Here is a 20,362-nt window from a genome sequence, read left to right as displayed (position 1 = left end):
GCGGAACCAGATGGAGCAGCCACCACTCGTATCAACATGGCGTTCTCGTATGCTCGTGCCAAGACCGTGATCAAGCGATTCGCGTCCCCTGCGGGATGTCGGCGAGCTTTGGCAGCAGGCGAGCCGCCGCGGCGATGTCGGCGGTGAGGTCACGGTCGGCCATCTCCAGCGTCAGGTCGTCAAAGAGATCGTCCAACCGCGCACCGCGCAGTCGCAAGGCACGTACGGCGGCCACGAGTTCACACGCCAGCACAGTCCGGTAGTCGTCCGCCGCGGTCCATGCCTGCCGCGCACCGTGCGAAGCGAAACTCGCGTCTTCCTCGACCCCGCGCGACAGCGTCACGCTCTGGACTGCCGTCGGCATGGCAAGGGCTCTCAGCGAGCCGAGCGCGGAGGCCGCGACGTACTCGCAGGCCATCACACCCGACGCGCCTGCGGCCCCCGCCCCGAGGAACGGCGCCAATCCGGTGAACGCGGGCTCGGTGAGCATGGACACTCTGGCCATTGCCAGCTGCGCCGACTGGGCTGCCGCCGAGACGGTCGCATCGAGTGCCTGCGCCAGGTACACGGCGTGGAAGCCACCGTGATGGGCAACACCGTGACCGGGCAGCAGTGCGGGATTCTCGGACGGGGCGTTCGCCATACGGCAGACGACGTCGTCGAGGCGGGAGAGGGCGTCGATGAACGCGCCGTGCACCTGCGGCATGGTGCGCAGTCCCAGCGGGTCCTGGATGCGCGTGGGTGCTGTCACTGGGGAGACGAGCCGGCGCATCGACCGGCACACCTCGCGTGCCCCGCTGAATGGCGTCACTTGCTCGACGACCTCGGCGAACGCCTCAGGATTGCCGTCCACCGCCGCGAACGTCAGCGCCGCCACCGTGATCGCGGACCGTGACAGCGAGGCCAGCGAGGCGTGGGCGAGCGCAGCATCTGCGATCGCGGCGGCGTTGCTGTTGATGACCGGCATGGCGTCCTTCGGGCCGCAGGCGACCGGTGCCAAAAGCGCCGTGGACGTGGGGACCTCTCCGAGCAGCGCGAGGATGGTGACCGCGAGCGCCGGGAGGTCACCGGTGCCGATGCTGCCCACTTCGCGCACGGGCGGCAGTGCGTTGGCCGAGAGCATGACCACCAGCCCGTCGAGGAGATCAGGCGCCGCCCCGCTGCCTCCGGCGGCGAGCTGGTTGAGGCGTACGGCCAGCATCGCGCGTATGCGTTCCGGGCTCCGGAGCGGCCCCGCGGATGTGGCGTGGCTGCGCAGGAGGGCCAGGGCATGTGCGTTCGCATCGTCGATGGCGATGTCGCGATTGGCGCCCACACCTGTCGATCTGCCATACACCATGCGTTCGGTGCTGATCTGCACCGCGTGTTCGAAGGATCGCGCAGCCCGTGACCGCGCCTCGTCGGCGAGCCGGACAGGCGCCTCCCCGTATGCGAGGGCCGCGATGTCGGAACTGCTCAGATTGATGCCGTCGACGGTGATCAACACGCCTCCAGTCGATACCGGGAGATCAGGCTTGGAACAGCGCTGCACCGGCGGCGTCGTGGGTGACCGGGCAGCCGCCACGCGAGCTCTTCCAGCCCTTCCAGCAACTCCGGATCCACCACCATTCCGGCCACGTCCTGATGGGCGCAGGCCACCGTGGAGTCCACGCTGACCCGGTTCACATCCACCAGCTCCCACGCACCGGCCTCGGCGATCATCGCCTCCAGCAGCGCCTGGAAGCACACCACCCCAACGAACTGCTCCCGCAGCCCTCCAGACAGCGGCCGCGCTCCCCGACCGAAAGCAGTGGCCCGACCAACTCCCACTCGCCATCGACCAGATCGCCACACGCCAACCGGTCTGCTACCAGGCCACCCACTGGCGCGGGCCCCCATCACCCAAACCGAGATCAGAACCGAGAACACGCCCTAGCGGCGCAAGATGGTCTCCCGCTCCAGATGCGACAGCTTCTCGGGATTGCGCACGGCGTAGAGCCCGGTGATGAGGCCGTCGTCGATACGCATCGCCATGACGGTGTCGATCTCGCCGCCCAGCCGGACGATCAGCGCCGGGTCGCCATTGACCTGTGTCGGCTGCAGCGACATCGCGGCGGCGATCCTGCCCAGCACGTGGGCCACCTGGCCGGCCCCCACGACGGGCGCCAGTGCGGCCTGTACGACTCCGCCGCCGTCGGTCAGCAGGACGACGTCCGGCGCGAGGATGTCGAGCAGGCGTTGCAGGTCGCCCGTTTCGACCGCCCGCTGGAAGGCCTCGACGGTGCGGCGAGTCTCGGCAGCGGAAGCGACCCCGCGCGGCCGGCGCGCGGCGACGTGGGCCCGTGCCCGGTGAGCGATCTGGCGGACCGCGGCCGGGCTCTTGTCGATGGCCTCGGCGATCTCGTCGTACCCGAGGTCGAACACCTCGCGCAGTACGAACACCGCCCGCTCGGTCGGGGTGAGGGTCTCCAGCACCAGCAGCATCGCCATCGAGACGCTGTCGGCCAACTCGACGTCCTCGGCCACATCGGGCGCAGTCAGCAGCGGCTCGGGCAGCCAGGGGCCGACGTAGGACTCCTTGCGCCGGCCGAGCGTGCGCAGATGGCTCAGCGCCTGCCGGGTGGTGATCCGGACCAGGTACGCACGCTGATCCCGCACGGTGTCGAGATCGACGCCCACCCACCGCAACCAGGTCTCCTGCAGGACGTCCTCTGCGTCGGCGGCCGAGCCGAGCATCTCGTAGGCGACGGTGAACAGCAGGTTGCGGTGGGCGACGAACGCTTGGGTGACGCTGTCCATGTGGTCGCCACGAGCGACCGGCTCGGACGTGTCCCTCGTCCGGTCGCTCGTAGTTCGGTCGTTCATCGCCGACTCCTGCCCGTTCGCTCTCGACTGCGCCGTACACCAGACGCCGGCCCTCGCCGCTTTGTGACAGCCACGACCGGTGGCGCACGTCACATCACCGCGCCGTCACAAGGATCGGGCCGTCGGCATCTTGTGTTCGTCCAGTGCAGCAGCACGCAACACCACGAGTGAGGACGACGTCATGGAACCCCGTTTCAACCTGTTCGACAGCCCGACCGCCGCGAAGGTCGCCAAGCGGTTCTACAACACCTCGTTGGCCCTGGAAGGGTCGACGCTTCCGAAGGCCCTGCGGGAGCTGGTGGAGCTGCGGGTCGGCCAGATCAACGGCTGCGGTTTCTGCGTCGACATCCACACGAAGGAGGCCGCGGCTGCCGGTGAGACCGCGCTCCGGCTCAACCTGGTCGCCGCCTGGCGGCACAGCACGGTGTTCACCGAGGCCGAGCGGGCCGCGCTGGCGCTCGCCGAGGAAGGCACCCGGCTCGGCGACCACGGCGTGTCCGACGAGACCTGGGCCGAGGTGCGCAAGCACTTCGACGACGACGAGGTCGGTGCGCTGGTCTGCCTGGTCTCCCTGATCAACGCGGCCACCCGGATGAACGTGATCGTGCACAACCCGGGGGGCTCGTACGAGCCCGGCATGTTCGCCAGTACGTCGAGTACGTCGAGCTGACCGGCAGGCGAAACGCGGCCCGTCCCAGGATCGTTCGATCCGGGCCGGGCCCGCGCATGCCACAGACGACAAGGCTTCGCACCCCCGCCCACGAACCCAACCGCTCACCCCTCGGAGACCACCCGAACTCCCATCTCCGCCGCCAACACCGGTGCCAGATCCAGCAGTTGAGCCGGACTGATCACCGCCCCCGCCAACCGGTCCACCCCCCGCGCGATGTCCACCTCAGCCGCTCCCCGAAGGTCCACATCCGTCAGTGTCGCCGCGCTGAAGTCCACGCCCTTCAGCGCGCAGTCGACGAACTCCACCCGCTCCAGTCGCGCTCCCCCGAAGTCCGGCTCCACCAGCACGCAGCCCTCGAAGACGACGTCCCGGAGCCGACCCTTGCGCAGGTTCAGGTAGTCGATCTTGCCGCCGCGGATCAGTACCCGTTCCAGTACGGCACCGTGCAGTTGGACGCCGCCCAGTCTCGCGTCCACCAGCTCCACGTCGCGGAGGGTGACCTCGGCCAGATCGGTGCCGACGCCCCGCATCCCCGTGAGGACGGAGTCCATCACGCGCGCGTGGCGCAGTCGCGTCTCGTCCAGCGCGCACCCCGTCAGCGCGCAGTCCATGAAGCGAGCGCCCGCGCCGTCCTGCCCGGCGAAGTCCGCCTCCCGGAACTCCAGGCCGTCATAGTCCCCGTCCGGCTCCAGCTCGCCGCCGTACGGCACAAGCGGCGGCAGCCGCACCTCGGGACGCCGTGCCCTCTTGACCACCGTCTTCTCATCCGTCGCCCGCCTCACCATGCGCCCCATCCTGCACCCCACCACTGACAAACCCTCTGACCTGCACAAACGCCCGCGATGTCACATACCGACGCCCTCAACGAGTCGTACCTATGAGTCACGCACACGCGCGCACCCACCCACACGCACGCACCGGACCAGAGGGAGACCCCCAGCCATGCACCGCATCACCGTCGTCGGCGGCGGCTTCGCCGGCCTGACCGCGGCCATCACCGCCGCCGAGGCGGGCGCCAAGGTCACCATGTACGAGGCCCATCACACCCTCGGCGGCCGCGCCCGCACCGCGGAGGGGCCGTACAAGACGAACGAAGGCCCGCACGCCCTCTACAAGGGCGGCCCCCACTGGACCTGGCTCGAACAACGCGGCCTGATCGGCGAACTCGCCCCACTCCCACCCCTGGAGGCGGCCCGACTACGCCTCCGCCACAAGGGCACCCTCCGCCGCACCCCGCCCTTCGCGATGCTCAAACTCCTCCGCCGTACGTCCCAACAAGCGCCCGTGGACGTCGACTTCAGGACCTGGGCCATCGAGATCGCCGGAGAGGAGGGCGCGAACGCAGCCGCGTACTACTCCGCCGTCGCCCTCTTCCACCACGACCCGGGCGCCCTCTCCGCCGCCTTCGTGCAGGAACGGCTGCGGCGCGCCACAAAACTGCCCCCGGAGGCGCACTACCCGCGCGGCGGCTGGGCGAGCGTCATCGACCGGATGGCGGCCCGCGCCTGGAACCTGGGCGTGCGCATGGAGACCCTCTCCCGCGTCGACAGCCTCGACGAGCACGGCAGGCACGGGCCCGTCATCGTCGCCACCTCCCTCGACGCCGCCCGCCGACTCCTCCGCGACGACTCGCTGACCTGGACGAGCGGTCGTACGGTCCTGATCGATCTGGCCGTACGCACCCGCCGGGGCGACGCCTTCGCCGTGTCCGACCTGGACGCGGCGGGCTGGATCGAGCGGTTCACCGCCCAGGACCGTACGCTCGCCCCGGCCGGCGAACAGCTCGTCCAGGGCCAGATCCCGATCGCGCCCCACGAGTCGCGGGCCACCGGTATCGCCCGCGCCGAGGAACTCCTCGACCTCGGCCTCCCGGGCTGGCGCGAGCGCGTGACCTGGCGCCGCGAGGCCATCGCCAACGGCCGTACCGGCGCCGTCGACCTGCCCGGCACCAGTTGGCGCGACCGGCCCGCCGTCGACCGCGGCGACGGCGTCTACCTCGCGGGCGACCAGGTCGCGGCGCCCGGCGTCCTCTCCGAGGTGTCCTTCAACAGCGCTCTGACGGCCGTGTCCCTCGCCTTCGACATCCGGCGCAGGGCAGGGCTTGACCTCAAGGAAGCTTGAGGTACGAGGCTGAGGGCACGACAGCGCACCAGCTGACCCGAGGAGACTCCCCATGCACGCCATCCGCCTGCACGCCTTCGGCCCGGCCGAGAACCTCACCCACGAGCAGGTCGAGGACCCCGCCCCAGGCCCTGGCCAGGTCCGTATCGCCGTCGCCGCGGCAGGCGTCCACCTCCTCGACACCGCGATCCGCGAGGGCATGCAGGGCCCGCTGCCCGAGCTGCCCGCCCTGCCCACCATCCCCGGCCGCGAAGTCGCCGGCACCGTCGAGTCCCTCGGCGAGGGCGTCGCCGGGCTCTGGCTCGGCAAGCGGGTCGTGGCGCATCTGGGCTTCGCCCCGGGCGGGTACGCCGAACTGGCGGTCACCGACGCCGACCGCGTCCACGAGGTCCCCGAGAACCTGGACTTCGCGCAGGCCGTCGCCATGATCGGCACGGGGCGTACGACGATGGGGATCCTCCAGTTCGCCGAGCTCGGCCCCGACTCCGTGGCCGTGATCCCGGCCGCTGCGGGCGGCATCGGCACCCTCCTCGTGCAGTACGCCAAACACGCCGGCGCCATCGTGATCGGCCTCGCGGGCGGCCCGGAGAAGGTGGCCCGCGTCGAGAAGAACGGCGCCGATCTCGCCGTCGACTACAAGGACCCGGAGTGGCCCGACCAGGTCAAGTACTTCCTCTGGGGCCGGAAGGCCACGGTCGTCTTCGACGGCGTAGGAGGCGAGGTGGCCCGTACGGCCGTCGGCTTCCTCGGCCCCGGCGGCAAGCACATCGTCTTCGGCTGGTCCGGCAAGGGCCTGCACGACGGCGGCCCGCTCATCGTCGAGGGCGTGTCCGAGGAGGTCCTCGGCCCGGTGATGATGATGAAGGCGGGCGGCCCCAACCCCGTACGCACCCTGGAACTCCGCGCCCTCACCGAGGCCGCCGCCGGCCGCCTCACCCCGGCCGTCCAGCGCTTCCCCCTCACCGAGGCGGCAGCCGCGCACCGGGCGCTGGAAAATCGCGGCACGATCGGAAAAGTGGTCCTGGAGCCCTGAGTTCGGAATCCGAAGGAGACACCCACTGCCCCCAGCGGCTAACGTCGCGCTCCATGAGCAGCACGGAAAGCGCGGGCGCCACCCACGACACCAACCCCGCCCGCACCGTCGTCAACGGCGGCATATCGTTCTGGTACGCACAACAGGGCCTCCCCACACCCCGCGAACCACTCCCCTCGGACGCCGCCGCGGACGTCGTCATCGTCGGCGGCGGCTACACCGGCCTGTGGACCGCGTACTACCTGAAAAAGGCCGCCCCCTTCCTCCGTATCACCGTCCTTGAACAGAAGTTCTGCGGCTACGGCGCCTCAGGCCGCAACGGCGGCTGGCTCTACAACGGCATCGCCGGACGCGACCGCCACGCGCGCGTGCACGGTCACGAGGCCGCCGTACGCCTCCAGAAGGCGATGAACGAGACGGTGGCGGAGGTCGTCCGGGTCGCCGGGGAAGAGGGCATCGATGCGGACATCCACCAGGGAGGCGTACTCGAAGTCGCCTACACCCCCGCCCAGTTGACCCGCCTCAAGGCCTTCCACGAGACGGAGCTCTCGTACGGCGAGAAGGACCGCGAGCTGTACGGCGCCCGCGAGAGTGCCGAGCGCATCCGCGTCGCCGACGCCGTCGGCTCCTCCTGGACCCCGCACGGCGCCCGCCTCCACCCCGTCAAGCTCATCCAGGGACTCGCGAAGGCCGTCGAAGCACTCGGCGTCACCATCCACGAGTCGACCCCCGTCACCGAGATCCGCCCGAAGCACGCGGTCACTCCGTACGGCACCGTCCGCGCCCCCTACGTCCTGCGCTGCACCGAGGGCTTCACCGCCTCGCTGAAGGGACACAGACGCACCTGGCTCCCCATGAACTCGTCGATGATCGCCACCGAACCGCTCACCCCCGAGCAGTGGGAGTCGGTGGGCTGGGAGGGCCGCGAAACCCTCGGCGACCTGGCCCACGCGTACATGTACGCCCAGCGCACCGCCGACGACCGCATCGCGCTCGGAGGCCGCGGCGTCCCATACCGCTTCGGCTCCCGCACGGACAACGACGGCCGTACGCAGCCGGCGACCATCGAGGCGCTACGGGCCATCCTCCTCCGCTTCTTCCCGCAGCTCACCGGCGTCGAGGTGACCCACGCCTGGTCCGGCGTCCTCGGCGTCCCCCGCGACTGGTGCGCCACCGTCACCCTCGACCGCTCCACCGGCCTCGGCTGGGCCGGCGGCTACGTCGGCTCCGGAGTCGCCACCGCCAACCTCGCCGCCCGCACCCTGCGCGACCTGATCCAGCAGGACTCCGGACAGTCCGGCGCGACCGAGCTCACCACCCTGCCCTGGGTCGGCCACAAAGTCCGCAAGTGGGAACCCGAACCGTTGCGCTGGATCGGGGTACACGGCATGTACGCGACGTATCGAGCCGCCGACCGCCGCGAACGCGTCACGCATGCCGCACGGTCGTCCCGGCTGGCACGTGTCGCCGACCGGGTCGCGGGACGCTGAGGCAGGGGGCACACATGAACACCACCGTCATCGACACCGTCCGCTACACCGCCGACGGCCAGCTCCTCGACATCCACCACGCCGCCGGATCCGACGCCCCGACCGTCCTCCTCTGGCACGGCCGCGGCCCCGCCGAACGCGACGTCCTCGGCGCCCTCGCCGCCACCGTCGCCCGCCTCGGCGCCACCGTCATCGTCCCCGACTGGCGCCCCGACGCCGCCGACGGCGGACGCCCCCACCTCGCGGCCTCCCTCCGCTTCACCTGGGACTACGTAACGGACCCCGCCCGCGTCGTACTCGTCGGCTGGTCCCTCGGCGGCCGGGCCGCCATGGCCACCGCCCTCCAGCCCAACCCGCCGGAAGGCTGGCGCCCCGCAGCGGTCGTCGGCATCGCCGCCCGCTACAACCAGCCCGAACCCCTCCTCGGCCTCCCCTCCCCCATGGCCGTCTGCGCCACCGCACCGCCCCTGCCGATCCACCTGGTCCACGGCACCGCCGACAGGGTCTGCGACTTCAACAACGCCCTCGAGTTCCAGTCGGTCCTCGCCGACTGCGGCCGCCCGGCCCCACTCACCGAACTCACCACCGACCACTCGGGCGCGGTCATGGCCGAGTACGCCCCGGAACTGGGCCGCTGCCGCCCCGTCCACGGCGGCATCCCGTACGAGGAAGGACTCCGCACCGCCAACGTCATCGCGTCAGCGGCGGGACTGCCGATGCCCGGCGAGAAGACCCGGGCCGGCGGGTGACCCGGACCGACAGCCCGTTGCCCGACGGAGTCACTTCACGAAGTCACTTCGCGGCGATGCCCTCCATGCCGGCCTCCGCGAAGACCGGCAGGCCCTCGACGGTCGTGACCTTCGTGAGGGCGCCGTTCTTCTCGACACGGAAGCCGTCGACGGTGCCGGAGACCGCGTTCTGCACGTAGACGAACTTCTCGTCCTCGGTCACCGCGAGGTCGATCACGCCTTGGGAGTTGGCGGAGGGCGGGGTGGCGATGCCCACGTCGTTGGTGAGGGCGAGCTCGCCGCTCTTGGCCATGCGATAGCCGCTGACCGTCGAGTTCCCGGTGTTGCCGCCGTAGAAGTAGTTACCGGCGCGCACCAGCCAGCACAGCGTCTCCTGACCGTTCGCGAGGGGCTCCTGCAGAACCTTCAACTTGCCGCTGCGCCGCACCTGATACGCGGTCACCGTCGACTTCTCCGCCTCCGCGACCAGCATCCGCTTGCCCGACTTGTCGAAGCTGATCGCGAACGGGACGCCGCCCGCGGACTTGTTGACGACCGCCTCGTCGACGGCCGGCACCCCGTTCCGCTTCAACGGGAACACCTCGACCGTGTTCGCGGCCTTGGTGGTGACCACCAGACTGCGACCGTCCGGAGTGAACTCGACCTCACCGGGCGAGGTGTCGAAACGCGGCACATCCTCGTTGTCCAGCCCCAGCGAACGCTGCGAGCCCTTCAGCGGCTTGAGCCCCTTCTCGGTGATCGTGAAGCCCTGAACGCTGCCCGCTCCGCCCGCATTCATCACGTACGCCACCTTCCCGCGCACCGCGATGCTCGCCGGGAACTCCCCTCCGGAATCCACCTGCTTCGGATCCTTCAGTTCGGTGCCCTCGACCCGGAACGACGTCACCGTGCCGCTGCCCGCGTTGACCGCGAGGAGCATCCCGGAGGCGTCGTCGTAGACGAGCGAGCCCTGCGAGGCGAGCGAATCGGTGGGCGCGTCGACCTGGTCGCCGCCCTTGCCGCCGGTCGCGAACTCTCCCGCGGGCGACAGCTTTCCGTCGTCAGCCCGCGCGAACACATGGATCGTGTTCCCGTTCAGCTCGTTGCCCTGTACGAACACGGCCTGATCGGCTCCGGCGGGCGTCGTGCGAGCGTACTGCCCCGCGTTGGCCACGGACACCACGGCCGTCACCGCCCCCACCGAGGCGAGCACTCCGGCCCCGATCATGACCCGCCGTGTCCTGGACTTCGCCCGGTGCCCACTCGTGTGACCACCCTTGTGGCCACTGCGACGGCCATTCCTGTCGTACGTACCCACGCCGGCTCCTCGGTCTCTCGTCCCCCACGTCCGCGCCCTGCGAACAGGACCAGAGTGGCCAGTGGGGGACGTGAGACGAACCGGTTCCGGGGCCGCGTCAGGGTCTCGTAAGCGGTGCGCAAGGGTCTCGTAAGAACTCGTGAGAAACCGAAGCGGAGGGCGTCAGCACTTCCAGGTCGCCCAGTACCACTTGCCCTTCATCGTGCCGTCCGACCACAACACCGGCGTCTTGATGTGGACGCCCGTGGAGCCCTGGCCCGGGTAGTACCAGTGGTAGTGACCCTGCTTGCGCTTGCCGTAGTGGACCTCGAGCCAGCCCTGGGAGTTCCGCTCGTACGGCGCGAACCAGTAGCCGCCCGCCTCACCGGGCTTGATGGTCCCCTTGAGGGTGGTGCTGGCGCTGACGGTGCTGCCCGCCTTCCAGGTCTCCTCCTGCGACACGCCGGCGGACATGCCCCCTTCGAGGACGTCCGAGAAGCCGGCCTTGACCTCCACCGAGGTCGTCTGGCTGAAGGAGTACTCGGTGGTGCGGTCGATCCGGAAGATGCGGTCATAGCCCAGGTCGGAACTGCCCGCGCAGTTGTACACCGCGTTGCCGACCTGACGCCGCTTGCCCAGCTCGGTCCACGCGTTGACCTCGTGGTACTGGCACGAGTCGGCGTTGTCGTTGTTGCAGTCCCAGATCACGTCGGGCTTGTCGTCGCCCCAGCCGGGGCTGGTGTTGGCGCCGGCCGTCCCCGTGGAGAAGGGGATCAGGAAGAGGGCCAGGGCGGGCGCCAGCATGGCAAGGCGACGGCGGCCGGTCTTGAGAGCCTTCATGGATGGGTTCTCCCGTCGGATCGTTCGACACCCTCGTCGGGTGTTACGGCCGCTGCCCCGGCCGAGGGAAGAGGGGGATGGCCGGGACAGCGACGGTTCGATCCTCAGCGCCCGAGAATTGATCAGCCAGCCGCTCCATCAGGGCAATCAATCGCCCACCGGGTGCGTCAACCGCCCGCCGGGTGCGTCAACCGCCGCATACCCTCCGGTACGGCACGTCCGCCACGTGCGTCTTCCACTGCGCCCGCGTCAGACCGCCCGGGTCGCCGCTCCCCGCCACCCTCGCGCACACCGTCTCGACCGCCTTCGACGGTGCGATGGTGTACCGCTGCAGCGGGACGTGCGCGCTCCCCGCGTACACCGTGCCGCTGTCGGCGCTGAACGCCACCGTGTCGATCTTCTCGCCCGGCGTCGTCAGCGGGCCGCCGAGCGGTTGCTGGGTGTCGATGTCCCAGAGCTGGAGCGTGCCCGCCTCACCGCCCACGGCGAGGGTGCGCCCGTCGGGGCTGACAGCGAGGGCGCTCACGGCTTCCGAGCTGTCGCCGAGGAGGTCGCCGGCCGAGTCGTCGGCGGACTCCACGCTGACCGGGGCCGGGAAGACGTTCCGCAGGATCCCGGCTCGCTCCCGGACCTTCCCGTCCCACAGCGCCACCCGGCCCGTCTCGTCCCCGGCCACCAGCCGCGAACCGTCCGCGGCGAAGGCGAGGGCACCGATCCCGTTGCCCTGGACCAGGTCCTGCCCGGTCACCTTGCCGCCCGGCAGTGACGCCGTACGATTGTCGCCGACCAGGAGACCGCCGTCGGGGCGTACGGCCAGGTTGCTGCTGGACAGGGTCGGCAGGACCGCCGTCCTGCGGTGGGCCGCCGTGTCCCAGACCTCGTTGCTCAGCTCGCCGATGCCCGGGCTGCGGGTGGCGTAGAGCGTGCGGGCGTCCGGGCTCAGGGCGAGCGTGAGCACCGGGGACGCCGCTTCCTTCGTCCCCAGGTCCAGCGTGGTGCGGGACCGGCCCTTCGCGAGGTCCCAGATCGTGATGGGCCGCGAGGACGCCACAGTGCCGGGCTCTGAGATTCCGTACGCGAGCGTCTTGCCGTCGGGGCCGAACGCCAGCAGTGGTGAGGTGTTCCCCAGGAGCACCGGCTCCTCGGGGGCGCGGGAGACGGGGAGCGGCGGGGACGGCAGCGTCCGCAGCAGCTTGCCGTTGCCCGTGTCTCGCAGTTCGAAGCGGTAGCGGTCGCCGGTGCGGCGGGCGGTGGCAAGGGTGCGGCCGTCCGGGCTGAGGCGTACCCCGTCCAGTGGCTGATCGCGCCAGGCGGGCGTCACGGCCTGCGCGACGTCGAGGGAGTGGACCGTGCCGCCCTCCAGGTACCGCAGGACGGGGCGGTCCGGGTCCCAGGCCAGGCCGCCGGACACGTGCTGGTTGTTCAGGGAGTGCCGGAACACCGGGGCCGACATGTCGCCGGTGAGGCGCCACACCCTGACCTCCTCTCCGTCGGCGGTCGCCAGGAACTCCCCGTCCTTACTGAAGGAGAGGTACTTCACCCCCGGATCCTCGACGTCTGCCAGCCCTCGCCCCGACCGGATATCGAAGACGTGCACCCCGGTCCAGGTGACCGCGGCGAGCCTCCCCCCGGCTTCGGCCTCGCTTCGCTCGCCGCCGCCGAGCACGAGCTGCGACCGGTCCTGGCCGCAGATCTCGCCGTCCCGTTCCCAGGCCCCGGGCAGCCTGCGCCCCGCCTTCAGGTCCCGCACCAGGGGCGGACGCCCGTCAGTGCAGGACGCGACCAGCCGGCCGTCCGCGCTCGGCGCCACCACCGTCGTACTGGCCGCCTGCGTCTGGAACCGCAGGCCATCGTCGGCGGACGAGCGCACCTGCACCCGGTAGTCGCTCATGTCGCCCACGAGGTAACTGCTCCCGGAGAAGTCCACAAAGGACGAGGAAGGCAACCGGTCGCCACGCCACCGCCCGGCTGCGGTGTCCCACAGCCGCTCCCCGTCGTCTCCGACGATCGACAGCAACCGCCCGTCCGGAGCGGCGCCGACCACCTTGCCGTCCCCCGGCAGGCGACCCGAGGCGAGCTGCCGGTGCCGGACCACGTCCCAGGTGCGCCACACGCGTCCCTCGACGCTGAGCAACCTGCGACCCGAGTCGATCGGGAAGCGCTTGGGGCCGTCGCCCGGCGCCGGGTCGTTGAAGGAGTCGGGTTCCGGCTGGCCGAGTGAGCCCAGCAAAGCCCTCCGGGTCTCCGGCAGTTCGGCCGCGCGCCAGGCGGCGACGCCCAGCAGCTGCGCGGTGCGGGGATCGGTCGTACGCAGGGACTCCGCGACAGCGGCGATACGGCGAGCCGCCTCCTCGGTGCGCCGCCGCTGGTTGTCGCCGTGCTCCAGCCACGCGACCAGTCCGGCGACGAGAGCCACGGCGAGTACGGCCGACAGCACGCCCACCGCGGCCCGTGTCCGTTGCGTCGAGCGGGCGGCGGCCCGGCGTTCCGCCTCGCGGGCCTCGAAGGCGGCGACGAGGAACTCCCGTTCCGCCACGGTCAGTTCGGGGTCACGCGCGGGCTCAGGGAACAGCTCCTCCGCGCGCGCCAGCCGGACGCCCCGGTACAGCGTGCCCGGGTCACGTTCGTGCTCCAGCCAGGCGCGGGCCGCCTCGGTCAGCGCCCGGTGATGGCGCAGCCGCTCACGGTCCTCCTCGATCCAGCCGTGCAGCCGGGGCCAGCGGGTGATCAGCGCCTCGTGGGCGAGGTGGGCGTCCTCCTCGTCGACGGTGAGCAGGCGGGCGCGGGTCAGCCTCTCCACCACCACCGGTACGTAGGGGCACGCCCAGGCGTCGAGTTCGGCCCGGTTCAGGGGGCGCCGCGTGTCGGGGGCACCGCGCCCTGGCTCGACCATCCGCAACAGCAGGCGCCGGGCGGCGTCCGCCTGATCCGCGGTCAGCTGCCCGTACACCTCCTCGGCACTGGCCGCGATCGCGCCGCCCACGCCGCCGGCCGCCTCGTACGAGGCCAGCGTCAGCAACCGGCCGCGGCGCCGCCGCCAGGTCTCCAGCAGGGCGTGCGAGAGCATCGGCAGCCCGCCGGGCTGGTCCAGGACCTCCTCGACGATCCGGGCAGTCAGCTCCCGCTCCACCAGCAGACCGGCCGCCTGCGCCGGTTTGACGACCGCCTCCCGCAGCTCGTCCGCCGTCATCGGCCCGACCAGCAGTGCCGCGCCGCGCAGCATGTCCGCAAGCTCCCGGTGCTCGGCGCACCGGGCGTAGAAGTCGGCCCGCACCGCGATCAGCACCCGCACCCGGCTGTCCGGCTTCCGGGCGGCCAGCAGCAGGCCGATGAAACGTGCCCGCTCGGCCTTGTCCCGGCACAGGGTGAAGACCTCCTCGAACTGGTCCACCACGACCCAGCTCTCCGGCTCGTCCTCGGCCGGGGCCAGCAGGTCCTCGTACCGGGCGGCGGGCCGGTCCCCCGGAGTGAGGATCCGCAGCACCGCCGGACTCCCCCGGTCCGCGATCTTGTCCTGAAGACGCGGGATCAGTCCGGCCCGCAGCAGCGAGGACTTCCCGCTTCCGGACGCCCCGAACACCACCGCGAACCGCTGCTCGGACACCAGCTCGCACAGCTCGTGGGCCAGCCGGTCCCGGCCGAAGAACAGGTCACGGTCGGCCGGCTCGAAGCGCGCGAGACCCCGGTACGGCGGCGCCGCGTCCTCGTCGGCCTTCTCGTCCACGGGGATCTCCGCGGCCTCCGCTTCGGCCGCCTTCCACCGCGGTTCCCACTCCCCGGGTTCGCCCCCACAGGCTCGTACGTACCCCTGGACGACGGCCAGCGACGGCAGCCGCTGTCCGGCCGCCGCCTGGGACAACGTCGTCGCCGAGAACCCCGCCGTCCGGGCCATGGTCCGGTACGACGGCCCGCCGGCAGCCATGCGCAGCTCCCGCAGCTCGTGGGCGAGACGCTGCACCGGACCGGCCGCCGGGTCCACCGTTCTTTCGGGACGTCCCACGAAGCCGTCCCCTTTCCTTGGCAGTACGTGGTTATGGCAGTGCGTGTCTACGGCCCGTACGTGTCCAGGTCCGTACGTGTCTATGGCCGTACGTGGCTGTCTGGCTGGCGAAAAAGCCGTTCAGGGCGGCAAACGTACGTATCGCACCGCTCGGGCGTGAACCCTTTCCCGCTGTGACATCGGCCGTTGACAGCGGCGACGAAACGGCTCGGCGAACAATCCACGGCTGCCCACGAGGTTGATTGCCCCGGTGAAAGGGACGTGCCAATCAACGTTCCGGTTGCCAGCGTCGGTCAGGCACGACGCCCGTCGGCAGCTCTTCTGTCCGTCTCTGTCCGTCGAGGACAGCCGGACCCGGCGCGCGACCACACGATCCACACAATCGATCTGGAGAAAAGCGCATGCCTACCCCAGACCTCACGGCGGCCTCCGAGCCGGCCGCGCTCGCGGGCTCTGCCCACCGGCACCGCCCCCAGCCTTCGCGCCGGTTCACGGCGAAGTTCCTGGTGCTCTTCCTCGCAGTCGCGACGCTCCTGGGCGGCTTCACCGCCCTGGGGCCCCAGTCACAGGGAACGGCGACCGCCGCCGTCGACGACGGCAAGAACTTCGGCGGCTTCCCCACGAAGCTCGACGAGATGACCGCCTTCTGGACCGCCAAGGGATGGCCCTCCGACAAGAAGGCCTCGCGGGAGACCAATCCCTCCGACGGCATCACCGGCTTCATCTACCGTGGCGGCGCCTACGGCGACCGGGACGGCCAGCTCACGGCGTACATCCGGGCCAACTACCCCAACGCGGTGGCGCCGAGCTTCACGGAGTACGACATCGACTTCCGGCCCACCCGCAACACCCGCCGCAACGCCGAGCGCATCGTCCGGGACAACGCCAACGGCTTCGTCTTCTACACCAACGACCACTACGCGAACTTCCACCTCTACGCCTACGTCGGCCTCCCCGGCGCGGACGACGCGGCAGGGGCCATCCCCCCGACCGGCACCACGGTCGACGACAACCTCGCACCGGTCGCCGAGGAGACGGAGGGCGACCCGCAGCCGGGCGGCAGCGGCGGCAACCAGCCGGACCCGAACACCTTCCTGCCCGCCGAGGACCCGGCCTTCGAAGCCCAGTACAACGAGACGATGGGCCAGGCGGACGAGCGCGGTGACGCCATGTACGCGAACCTCAACGCGATCAACAACGACAACGACGGGATAGTCAGCAGGCTCGTCGCCTTCCTCCTCTACTTCGTAGGAAGCAATCACGCCGACCTCCCCGACCTCTTCCACGACCACCACACCGAGCTGTAGTCATCCAGGCTGTAGTCATCCGGTGGGCCCCCGGCGCCGTACTTTCGGCGCCGGGGGCCCACCGCTGGGCACGACGGCATCACCCGAGGAACCCTAGGCACCCGACGAACCCGAGGAACCTGTGGACCGCACCATGAACTGGCTACGACTGACCGCGCACGAGCCCTCCGGAGAATCCTTCTCGGCAGTGGTCCGCGGCACCGACTGCAGCACCAGGACGGGGCTGTTCTCCACATGGGCAAGAGCCCTGGCATTCCCCGCCTACTTCGGCCACAACTGGGACGCCTTCCACGACTGCGTCTCGGAGAAGGCCCTATGGCACTCCGACCCCGACGGGCCGCCCCCCGCACACCCCCTGACGATCCTGGTCGAGAACGCCGCCCAACTGCTGGCCGACGCGGCACCCCAGGACCTCACGGTCCTCCTCCAGTCCCTCTCCGACGCGGCCACGGTCCAGGCCGACGACGAGGACGCCGGAACGTACCCGGACGGCTTCAGACTCCGCCTACTGCTGCACGACACTCCCGCAGGGCTCGTGGAGCTGGCGGGGCGGATGAGGGAGGCGGGGTTCCTGCCCTCGGATGTCCCCCCTCAAGTCATGTGAGGGGGGACATCCGGCGGGTCATCCATGCTGTTGGAGCCCCCTGTCGGATTCGAACCGACGACCTACGCATTACAAGGTCTTTCAAGGTGGTAGAACCACCAGCACAAATGAGCTCACAGGCCGGTTGACCAGCGGAAACACATCCCTCGTTTTCTCTCGCTATCCCGGCCCATCTCGCAGCCATGTGTACGGCATGTGTACTGCGAAGCAGAGCGGCGCCAAAGGTGATCTGACCACCGAACGGCGCCTGGAGCCGGACTCCACACGAAGGAATCATCGTGAAGCTCCGGACTGAGACCCACGTCCGCCATGTACCGCACACCATCGACGGCGTCACCCACGACGTCCCCGAGCACTACGCCGTCACCATCCCTGCCCTGCCCCGCGACTGGGACCGGGTTGCCCTGCGGGCCGCCGCAAGTCTGGTCCTCGCCCTCACCCTGATCTCAGTCATCTGGTCCACCTACAGCATCGGCGTCCTGCTAGGACGTGGGATCGGGTTCGCCGCCGCAGTGGTCTTCGACCTGGCCTGGATGGTCAACATCCTTCTGGAGTGGCTGAGCCGCTTCGATCCGGCTAAGCGTGGCTTCTCCAAGCGCCTCGGCTGGGCGCTGCTCGCTGCGACGATGGGCGCGATCCTCTGGCACGGTCTGTCCCTGGGCAGCCCGGCCCTGGGTGTCGTCGGAGCCGGGGTGAGCCTGTTCGCGAAGACTCTGTGGTTCGGGGTCATGCGCTTCATCGACCGGGACCTTTCGGAGGCCGACGCCGCATGGGTACAGCAGGAGATGTCCCGTGCGAACGCCGCTCTCGCCGTCGCGGATGTCCGCCGCCAGGTTGCGCGTGCGGAAGACCGGGCTGCCGCCGAACTCCTCGCCGCCGAGCAGATCCGCACCCGCCTCTCCAACTCGCCACCTACGGTGTCCGCGTACTCGGCGAACACGGCTGCCGAACAGCCGAACATCGTTAGCGAACAGGATGGGAACGAGGAACCCGAGCGGCCGACCAACGTGCCCCTGACCAGTCCGAACAACGGCGAACGCAGCGGCACTTCGCCGAGCATCGCCCACCTCGCTCGCGAACAGCTGCACTCCGGTGTCAGCAACGCCGTGGCTGTCGCGAACATCCTCCAGATCCGCCTTGACGCCAACCCGGACTCCGTCGGCGCCACCGTCCGCCGTGAACGTTCCAAGGGTGTCGGTTACCTCTGACCGTCGAGGGTCCGCGTCCTTGCCGCCCCGCACCAAGACGATAAAGATCTGGAGTCTTCTGCCTGGCCCGAGGGTCGGAGGGCGATATACCGCTAGCCTCATTGCGCTATGCCTGACCCCACACAGGCCGCCGCTCCCTGTACCTGTTCTGAGAGAGGTCTGTGATGGCCAACATCAAGCCCGTCCGCCCGGACATCGACGCTGCTGCAGCACGGCTGGGAGGAGTGGTGTTCGGCTCCAAGCGGGAGATTGCGAAACTTCCCGAGGTGCTCTGGGAGGGCGAGGCCGTTCACATGCTGGCGACCGGTAACTACGGCGGCGGCCTGGGCTTGCTGGCGATGACCGACCATCGGCTGATCTTTCTCAAGCACGGGTTCATGTCGCAGCAGATCGAGGACTTCCCCTACAGCAAGGTCTCCTCGGTTCAGTGGAACGGCGGGATAGTCCAGGGAACGCTGACGGTGTACGCGTCGGGCAACCGAGCTGAGATCAAGCAGATTCCGAAGGCTGACGGGAAAGCGCTCGCGGACCGGCTGCGGATGCACATCGCTCAGGGCTCGACCCCTGCCGCCACGGCTCCTGCGTCGGCAGTGGGTGGCCAGCCGACGGCTCCCGTGCAGGACATCGCCTCGCGTCTCGCCACGCTGGACCAGCTGTATGCCGCAGGAGCAGTCAGCGATGCCGAATATCAGGACCGTCGTACCAAGATCCTTGACAGTCTGTAGGCCAAAATCGCGCGCCGAAGCACGTGTTCGGCCTACACCCAGACCCGTTTCGATGAGGCGTCCCCGAGTAGCTGTCAGGCCTCGCAACCCCGAGAAGCCGCGCTGCTACGGGGCGGAAGGATGAGTTCGTGACGTTGTACGTCTGCCCCAGCTGTGACGTCGACTTTGGCTACCCGCAGGGCCTGGCCGTCCATCAGGAGCTCGGCTGCGACTGGGGCGACGACGGGACCCACGGCGACGCCAAGTACTGCTGCAGCATGATCTATGAGGATGGCGAGTCCACCTGTCGCAGCTGCGGGGAGCCGCTGTAGCTCTGCCCCGCTCAGGCAGCGGCCGCTCAGCCGGATAGCCTCGTTGAGGCCCGGGTGAGCGATCCCGCCGAGGCGGCCGTGAGCCAAGGCTACGGAGCTACTCAGCTTTCCTCGTCGCGATGGTCCAGCCGACCCGCCATCGACGCTGCCACGGTGTACGCCGGATGCCCGTCCAAGCGGCGCCGGGCCCGGTTGTAACGCTGGGTTGTGCGTGGATCCTTGTGGCCAGCCGCGTCCTGGACGACGTGCAGCGGCACGCCCTGGTCGAGAGCATCCGTGATGAACCCGTGCCGCAGAACGTGCGGGTGGATCGTGTTGACCTGCGGCAGGCCAGCGCGCTTGGCCAGGCGGCGCAGCATCTTCCACACCTCCGGTTCACGCAACCGGGCCCCGGTACGGGTGATGAACAGCGGCCCCTCCGTCCGCCCCGCCAGGTAGCCGTCCAGGGCGTCGACTGTGATGGGCGGCAACGGCAACTTCGCGGTGGCCCCGCCCTTTTTCGTGATGGTCAGCGTGCGGTGCCCGCGATCGTAGCCAAGCGAGGAGACATCGGCGGACAGTGCGCCGTCCACCCGCAGGCCGAGGGTGTAGAGGAGCAGCACCAGGGCGTACGCGCGCGGCGATAGCTCTCGTGCAGCGGCGATCAGGCTCGCTGTCTCCTTCTCCGTCAGGCCCTCGGTTGCCGAGTGGTCCGGGTCGACGGTGGGCCGATCGACGTCGGCGAAGGGGTTGCGGTCGGTGGTCTCGACGCTGATCGCATACCGGTAGAAGGAGCTGGCGGTCGAGAGGGCATGTGCCACGGAGGTCGACGGCACACCGGATGCTTCAAGGCTGCGCATGTAGGCGTCGGCATGCGGTCGGCGCGCGGCCATCGGGTGAGTATCGAGGGAGCGACAGAACGCGTCCCAGTTTCGGAAGCCGCGGGCGTAGGCGCGACGGGTATGGGCGGAGCGCTTGGACATCAGCCACATGGAGACCAGTCGGGGCAGGTCGTCCGAGTAGTGGATCTCCAGGCCGGTGCGGGCTTCCTCGGCCTCCGGGGGTTCGACCGTTTGTACGGTCATCAGGGCTGTAATTGCGGTGCCGGGTACGTCTGCTGACGGGTCGTCCACGGAGGGAAGGATAACAGTAATTATCCTTCCCTCAGTGCGACAGCCCGGCCAAAACGACACAAACGCAAA

At 69.9% G+C, this 20,362-nt stretch carries 18 protein-coding genes; 10 read left to right on the top strand and 8 right to left on the bottom strand.

Translation table 11 applies throughout. The features are described 5' to 3' along the window. Nucleotides 1-70: 70 nt before the first annotated feature. From OP79_RS23095 to OP79_RS23085, 3 genes are all read right to left on the bottom strand, one after another. Nucleotides 71-1,486 carry an aromatic amino acid lyase gene (locus OP79_RS23095; protein ID WP_245685420.1) on the bottom strand — a complete coding sequence of 472 codons (1,416 nt, stop codon included), beginning with the start codon at nucleotides 1,484-1,486 and terminating at the stop codon, nucleotides 71-73. Further along, nucleotides 1,480-1,731: a hypothetical protein gene (locus OP79_RS57105; RefSeq protein WP_033322353.1), complete on the bottom strand. Its 252-nt coding sequence runs from the start codon at nucleotides 1,729-1,731 to the stop codon at nucleotides 1,480-1,482. The genes OP79_RS23095 and OP79_RS57105 overlap by 7 nt, the downstream gene beginning before the upstream one ends. A gap of 180 nt (nucleotides 1,732-1,911) precedes the next feature. After that, the gene (locus OP79_RS23085) at nucleotides 1,912-2,778 is read right to left on the bottom strand and encodes an RNA polymerase sigma-70 factor (protein WP_051744848.1); all 867 of its coding nucleotides are present in this window, start codon (nucleotides 2,776-2,778) and stop codon (nucleotides 1,912-1,914) included. A gap of 247 nt (nucleotides 2,779-3,025) precedes the next feature. Here OP79_RS23085 and OP79_RS23080 point away from each other — a divergent pair, with 247 nt between their 5' ends. Then, entirely contained in the window at nucleotides 3,026-3,514 is a 489-nt protein-coding gene (locus OP79_RS23080) for a carboxymuconolactone decarboxylase family protein (RefSeq protein ID WP_033322351.1), read from the top strand. A gap of 104 nt (nucleotides 3,515-3,618) precedes the next feature. Here OP79_RS23080 and OP79_RS23075 read toward each other — a convergent pair whose 3' ends face one another. Next, a complete protein-coding gene (locus OP79_RS23075; protein WP_033322349.1) occupies nucleotides 3,619-4,302 on the bottom strand; it encodes a pentapeptide repeat-containing protein in 684 nt (227 codons plus the stop codon). A 157-nt stretch (nucleotides 4,303-4,459) separates the two neighbouring features. Here OP79_RS23075 and OP79_RS23070 point away from each other — a divergent pair, with 157 nt between their 5' ends. From OP79_RS23070 to OP79_RS50525, 4 genes are read left to right on the top strand one after another with little or no spacing between them, the layout of a single operon-like run. Beyond that, nucleotides 4,460-5,638: an NAD(P)-binding protein gene (locus tag OP79_RS23070; protein WP_033322347.1), complete on the top strand. Its 1,179-nt coding sequence runs from the start codon at nucleotides 4,460-4,462 to the stop codon at nucleotides 5,636-5,638. 52 nt (nucleotides 5,639-5,690) lie between these two features. Further along, a complete protein-coding gene (locus OP79_RS23065) occupies nucleotides 5,691-6,671 on the top strand; it encodes a zinc-binding dehydrogenase (RefSeq protein ID WP_033322346.1) in 981 nt (326 codons plus the stop codon). Nucleotides 6,672-6,724: 53 nt separating this feature from the next. Continuing rightward, the gene (locus tag OP79_RS23060) at nucleotides 6,725-8,161 is read left to right on the top strand and encodes an NAD(P)/FAD-dependent oxidoreductase (protein ID WP_051744838.1); all 1,437 of its coding nucleotides are present in this window, start codon (nucleotides 6,725-6,727) and stop codon (nucleotides 8,159-8,161) included. 14 nt (nucleotides 8,162-8,175) lie between these two features. Beyond that, complete coding sequence (locus OP79_RS50525; protein WP_051744837.1) at nucleotides 8,176-8,910, top strand: alpha/beta hydrolase; 735 nt, start codon at nucleotides 8,176-8,178, stop codon at nucleotides 8,908-8,910. Nucleotides 8,911-8,953: 43 nt separating this feature from the next. Here the strand turns inward: OP79_RS50525 and OP79_RS23050 are convergent, their stop codons facing one another. From OP79_RS23050 to OP79_RS23040, 3 genes are all read right to left on the bottom strand, one after another. Continuing rightward, nucleotides 8,954-10,117 carry a lactonase family protein gene (locus tag OP79_RS23050; RefSeq protein WP_033322344.1) on the bottom strand — a complete coding sequence of 388 codons (1,164 nt, stop codon included), beginning with the start codon at nucleotides 10,115-10,117 and terminating at the stop codon, nucleotides 8,954-8,956. Nucleotides 10,118-10,369: 252 nt separating this feature from the next. Next, nucleotides 10,370-11,026 carry a hypothetical protein gene (locus OP79_RS50520; RefSeq protein WP_051744836.1) on the bottom strand — a complete coding sequence of 219 codons (657 nt, stop codon included), beginning with the start codon at nucleotides 11,024-11,026 and terminating at the stop codon, nucleotides 10,370-10,372. A gap of 187 nt (nucleotides 11,027-11,213) precedes the next feature. Then, nucleotides 11,214-15,026 (bottom strand): nSTAND1 domain-containing NTPase, encoded by a 3,813-nt coding sequence (locus OP79_RS23040; protein WP_033322342.1) that lies wholly within the window; start codon nucleotides 15,024-15,026, stop codon nucleotides 11,214-11,216. Nucleotides 15,027-15,427: 401 nt separating this feature from the next. On the opposite strand from OP79_RS23040, the gene OP79_RS50515 reads away from it, so the two are divergent. From OP79_RS50515 to OP79_RS23015, 5 genes are all read left to right on the top strand, one after another. Beyond that, nucleotides 15,428-16,333 carry a ribonuclease domain-containing protein gene (locus tag OP79_RS50515; RefSeq protein ID WP_051744835.1) on the top strand — a complete coding sequence of 302 codons (906 nt, stop codon included), beginning with the start codon at nucleotides 15,428-15,430 and terminating at the stop codon, nucleotides 16,331-16,333. 121 nt (nucleotides 16,334-16,454) lie between these two features. After that, a complete protein-coding gene (locus OP79_RS50510) occupies nucleotides 16,455-16,937 on the top strand; it encodes a barstar family protein (RefSeq protein ID WP_051744834.1) in 483 nt (160 codons plus the stop codon). A gap of 278 nt (nucleotides 16,938-17,215) precedes the next feature. Beyond that, a complete protein-coding gene (locus tag OP79_RS23025; RefSeq protein WP_051744833.1) occupies nucleotides 17,216-18,145 on the top strand; it encodes a hypothetical protein in 930 nt (309 codons plus the stop codon). 164 nt (nucleotides 18,146-18,309) lie between these two features. Continuing rightward, nucleotides 18,310-18,870, top strand: coding sequence for a PH domain-containing protein (locus OP79_RS23020; RefSeq protein ID WP_051744832.1), 561 nt, complete (start codon nucleotides 18,310-18,312; stop codon nucleotides 18,868-18,870). A gap of 128 nt (nucleotides 18,871-18,998) precedes the next feature. Further along, nucleotides 18,999-19,181 (top strand): hypothetical protein, encoded by a 183-nt coding sequence (locus OP79_RS23015; RefSeq protein WP_033322340.1) that lies wholly within the window; start codon nucleotides 18,999-19,001, stop codon nucleotides 19,179-19,181. A 101-nt stretch (nucleotides 19,182-19,282) separates the two neighbouring features. Here OP79_RS23015 and OP79_RS23010 read toward each other — a convergent pair whose 3' ends face one another. After that, the gene (locus tag OP79_RS23010) at nucleotides 19,283-20,293 is read right to left on the bottom strand and encodes a tyrosine-type recombinase/integrase (RefSeq protein ID WP_157857353.1); all 1,011 of its coding nucleotides are present in this window, start codon (nucleotides 20,291-20,293) and stop codon (nucleotides 19,283-19,285) included. Nucleotides 20,294-20,362 lie beyond the last annotated feature (69 nt).

Origin of the sequence: Streptomyces yerevanensis, from assembly GCF_000716805.1 — a bacterium.
In the GTDB taxonomy this organism is placed as follows: Bacteria; Actinomycetota; Actinomycetes; order Streptomycetales; family Streptomycetaceae; genus Streptomyces; species Streptomyces flaveus.
Note: the sequence above shows the minus strand (reverse complement) of the source record. Positions and strands in the feature narration are given on the sequence as shown.

Excerpts from the sequence above, each read along its gene's own strand:
- OP79_RS23085 (WP_051744848.1), bottom strand. The coding sequence starts at position 2,778 with ATGGACAGCGTCACCCAAGCGTTCGTCGCCCACCGCAACCTGCTGTTC.
- OP79_RS23080 (WP_033322351.1), top strand. The coding sequence starts at position 3,026 with ATGGAACCCCGTTTCAACCTGTTCGACAGCCCGACCGCCGCGAAGGTC.
- OP79_RS23075 (WP_033322349.1), bottom strand. The coding sequence starts at position 4,302 with ATGGTGAGGCGGGCGACGGATGAGAAGACGGTGGTCAAGAGGGCACGG.
- OP79_RS23070 (WP_033322347.1), top strand. The coding sequence starts at position 4,460 with ATGCACCGCATCACCGTCGTCGGCGGCGGCTTCGCCGGCCTGACCGCG.
- OP79_RS23065 (WP_033322346.1), top strand. The coding sequence starts at position 5,691 with ATGCACGCCATCCGCCTGCACGCCTTCGGCCCGGCCGAGAACCTCACC.
- OP79_RS23060 (WP_051744838.1), top strand. The coding sequence starts at position 6,725 with ATGAGCAGCACGGAAAGCGCGGGCGCCACCCACGACACCAACCCCGCC.
- OP79_RS50525 (WP_051744837.1), top strand. The coding sequence starts at position 8,176 with ATGAACACCACCGTCATCGACACCGTCCGCTACACCGCCGACGGCCAG.
- OP79_RS23050 (WP_033322344.1), bottom strand. The coding sequence starts at position 10,117 with ATGATCGGGGCCGGAGTGCTCGCCTCGGTGGGGGCGGTGACGGCCGTG.
- OP79_RS50520 (WP_051744836.1), bottom strand. The coding sequence starts at position 11,026 with ATGAAGGCTCTCAAGACCGGCCGCCGTCGCCTTGCCATGCTGGCGCCC.
- OP79_RS50515 (WP_051744835.1), top strand. The coding sequence starts at position 15,428 with ATGCCTACCCCAGACCTCACGGCGGCCTCCGAGCCGGCCGCGCTCGCG.
- OP79_RS23020 (WP_051744832.1), top strand. The coding sequence starts at position 18,310 with ATGGCCAACATCAAGCCCGTCCGCCCGGACATCGACGCTGCTGCAGCA.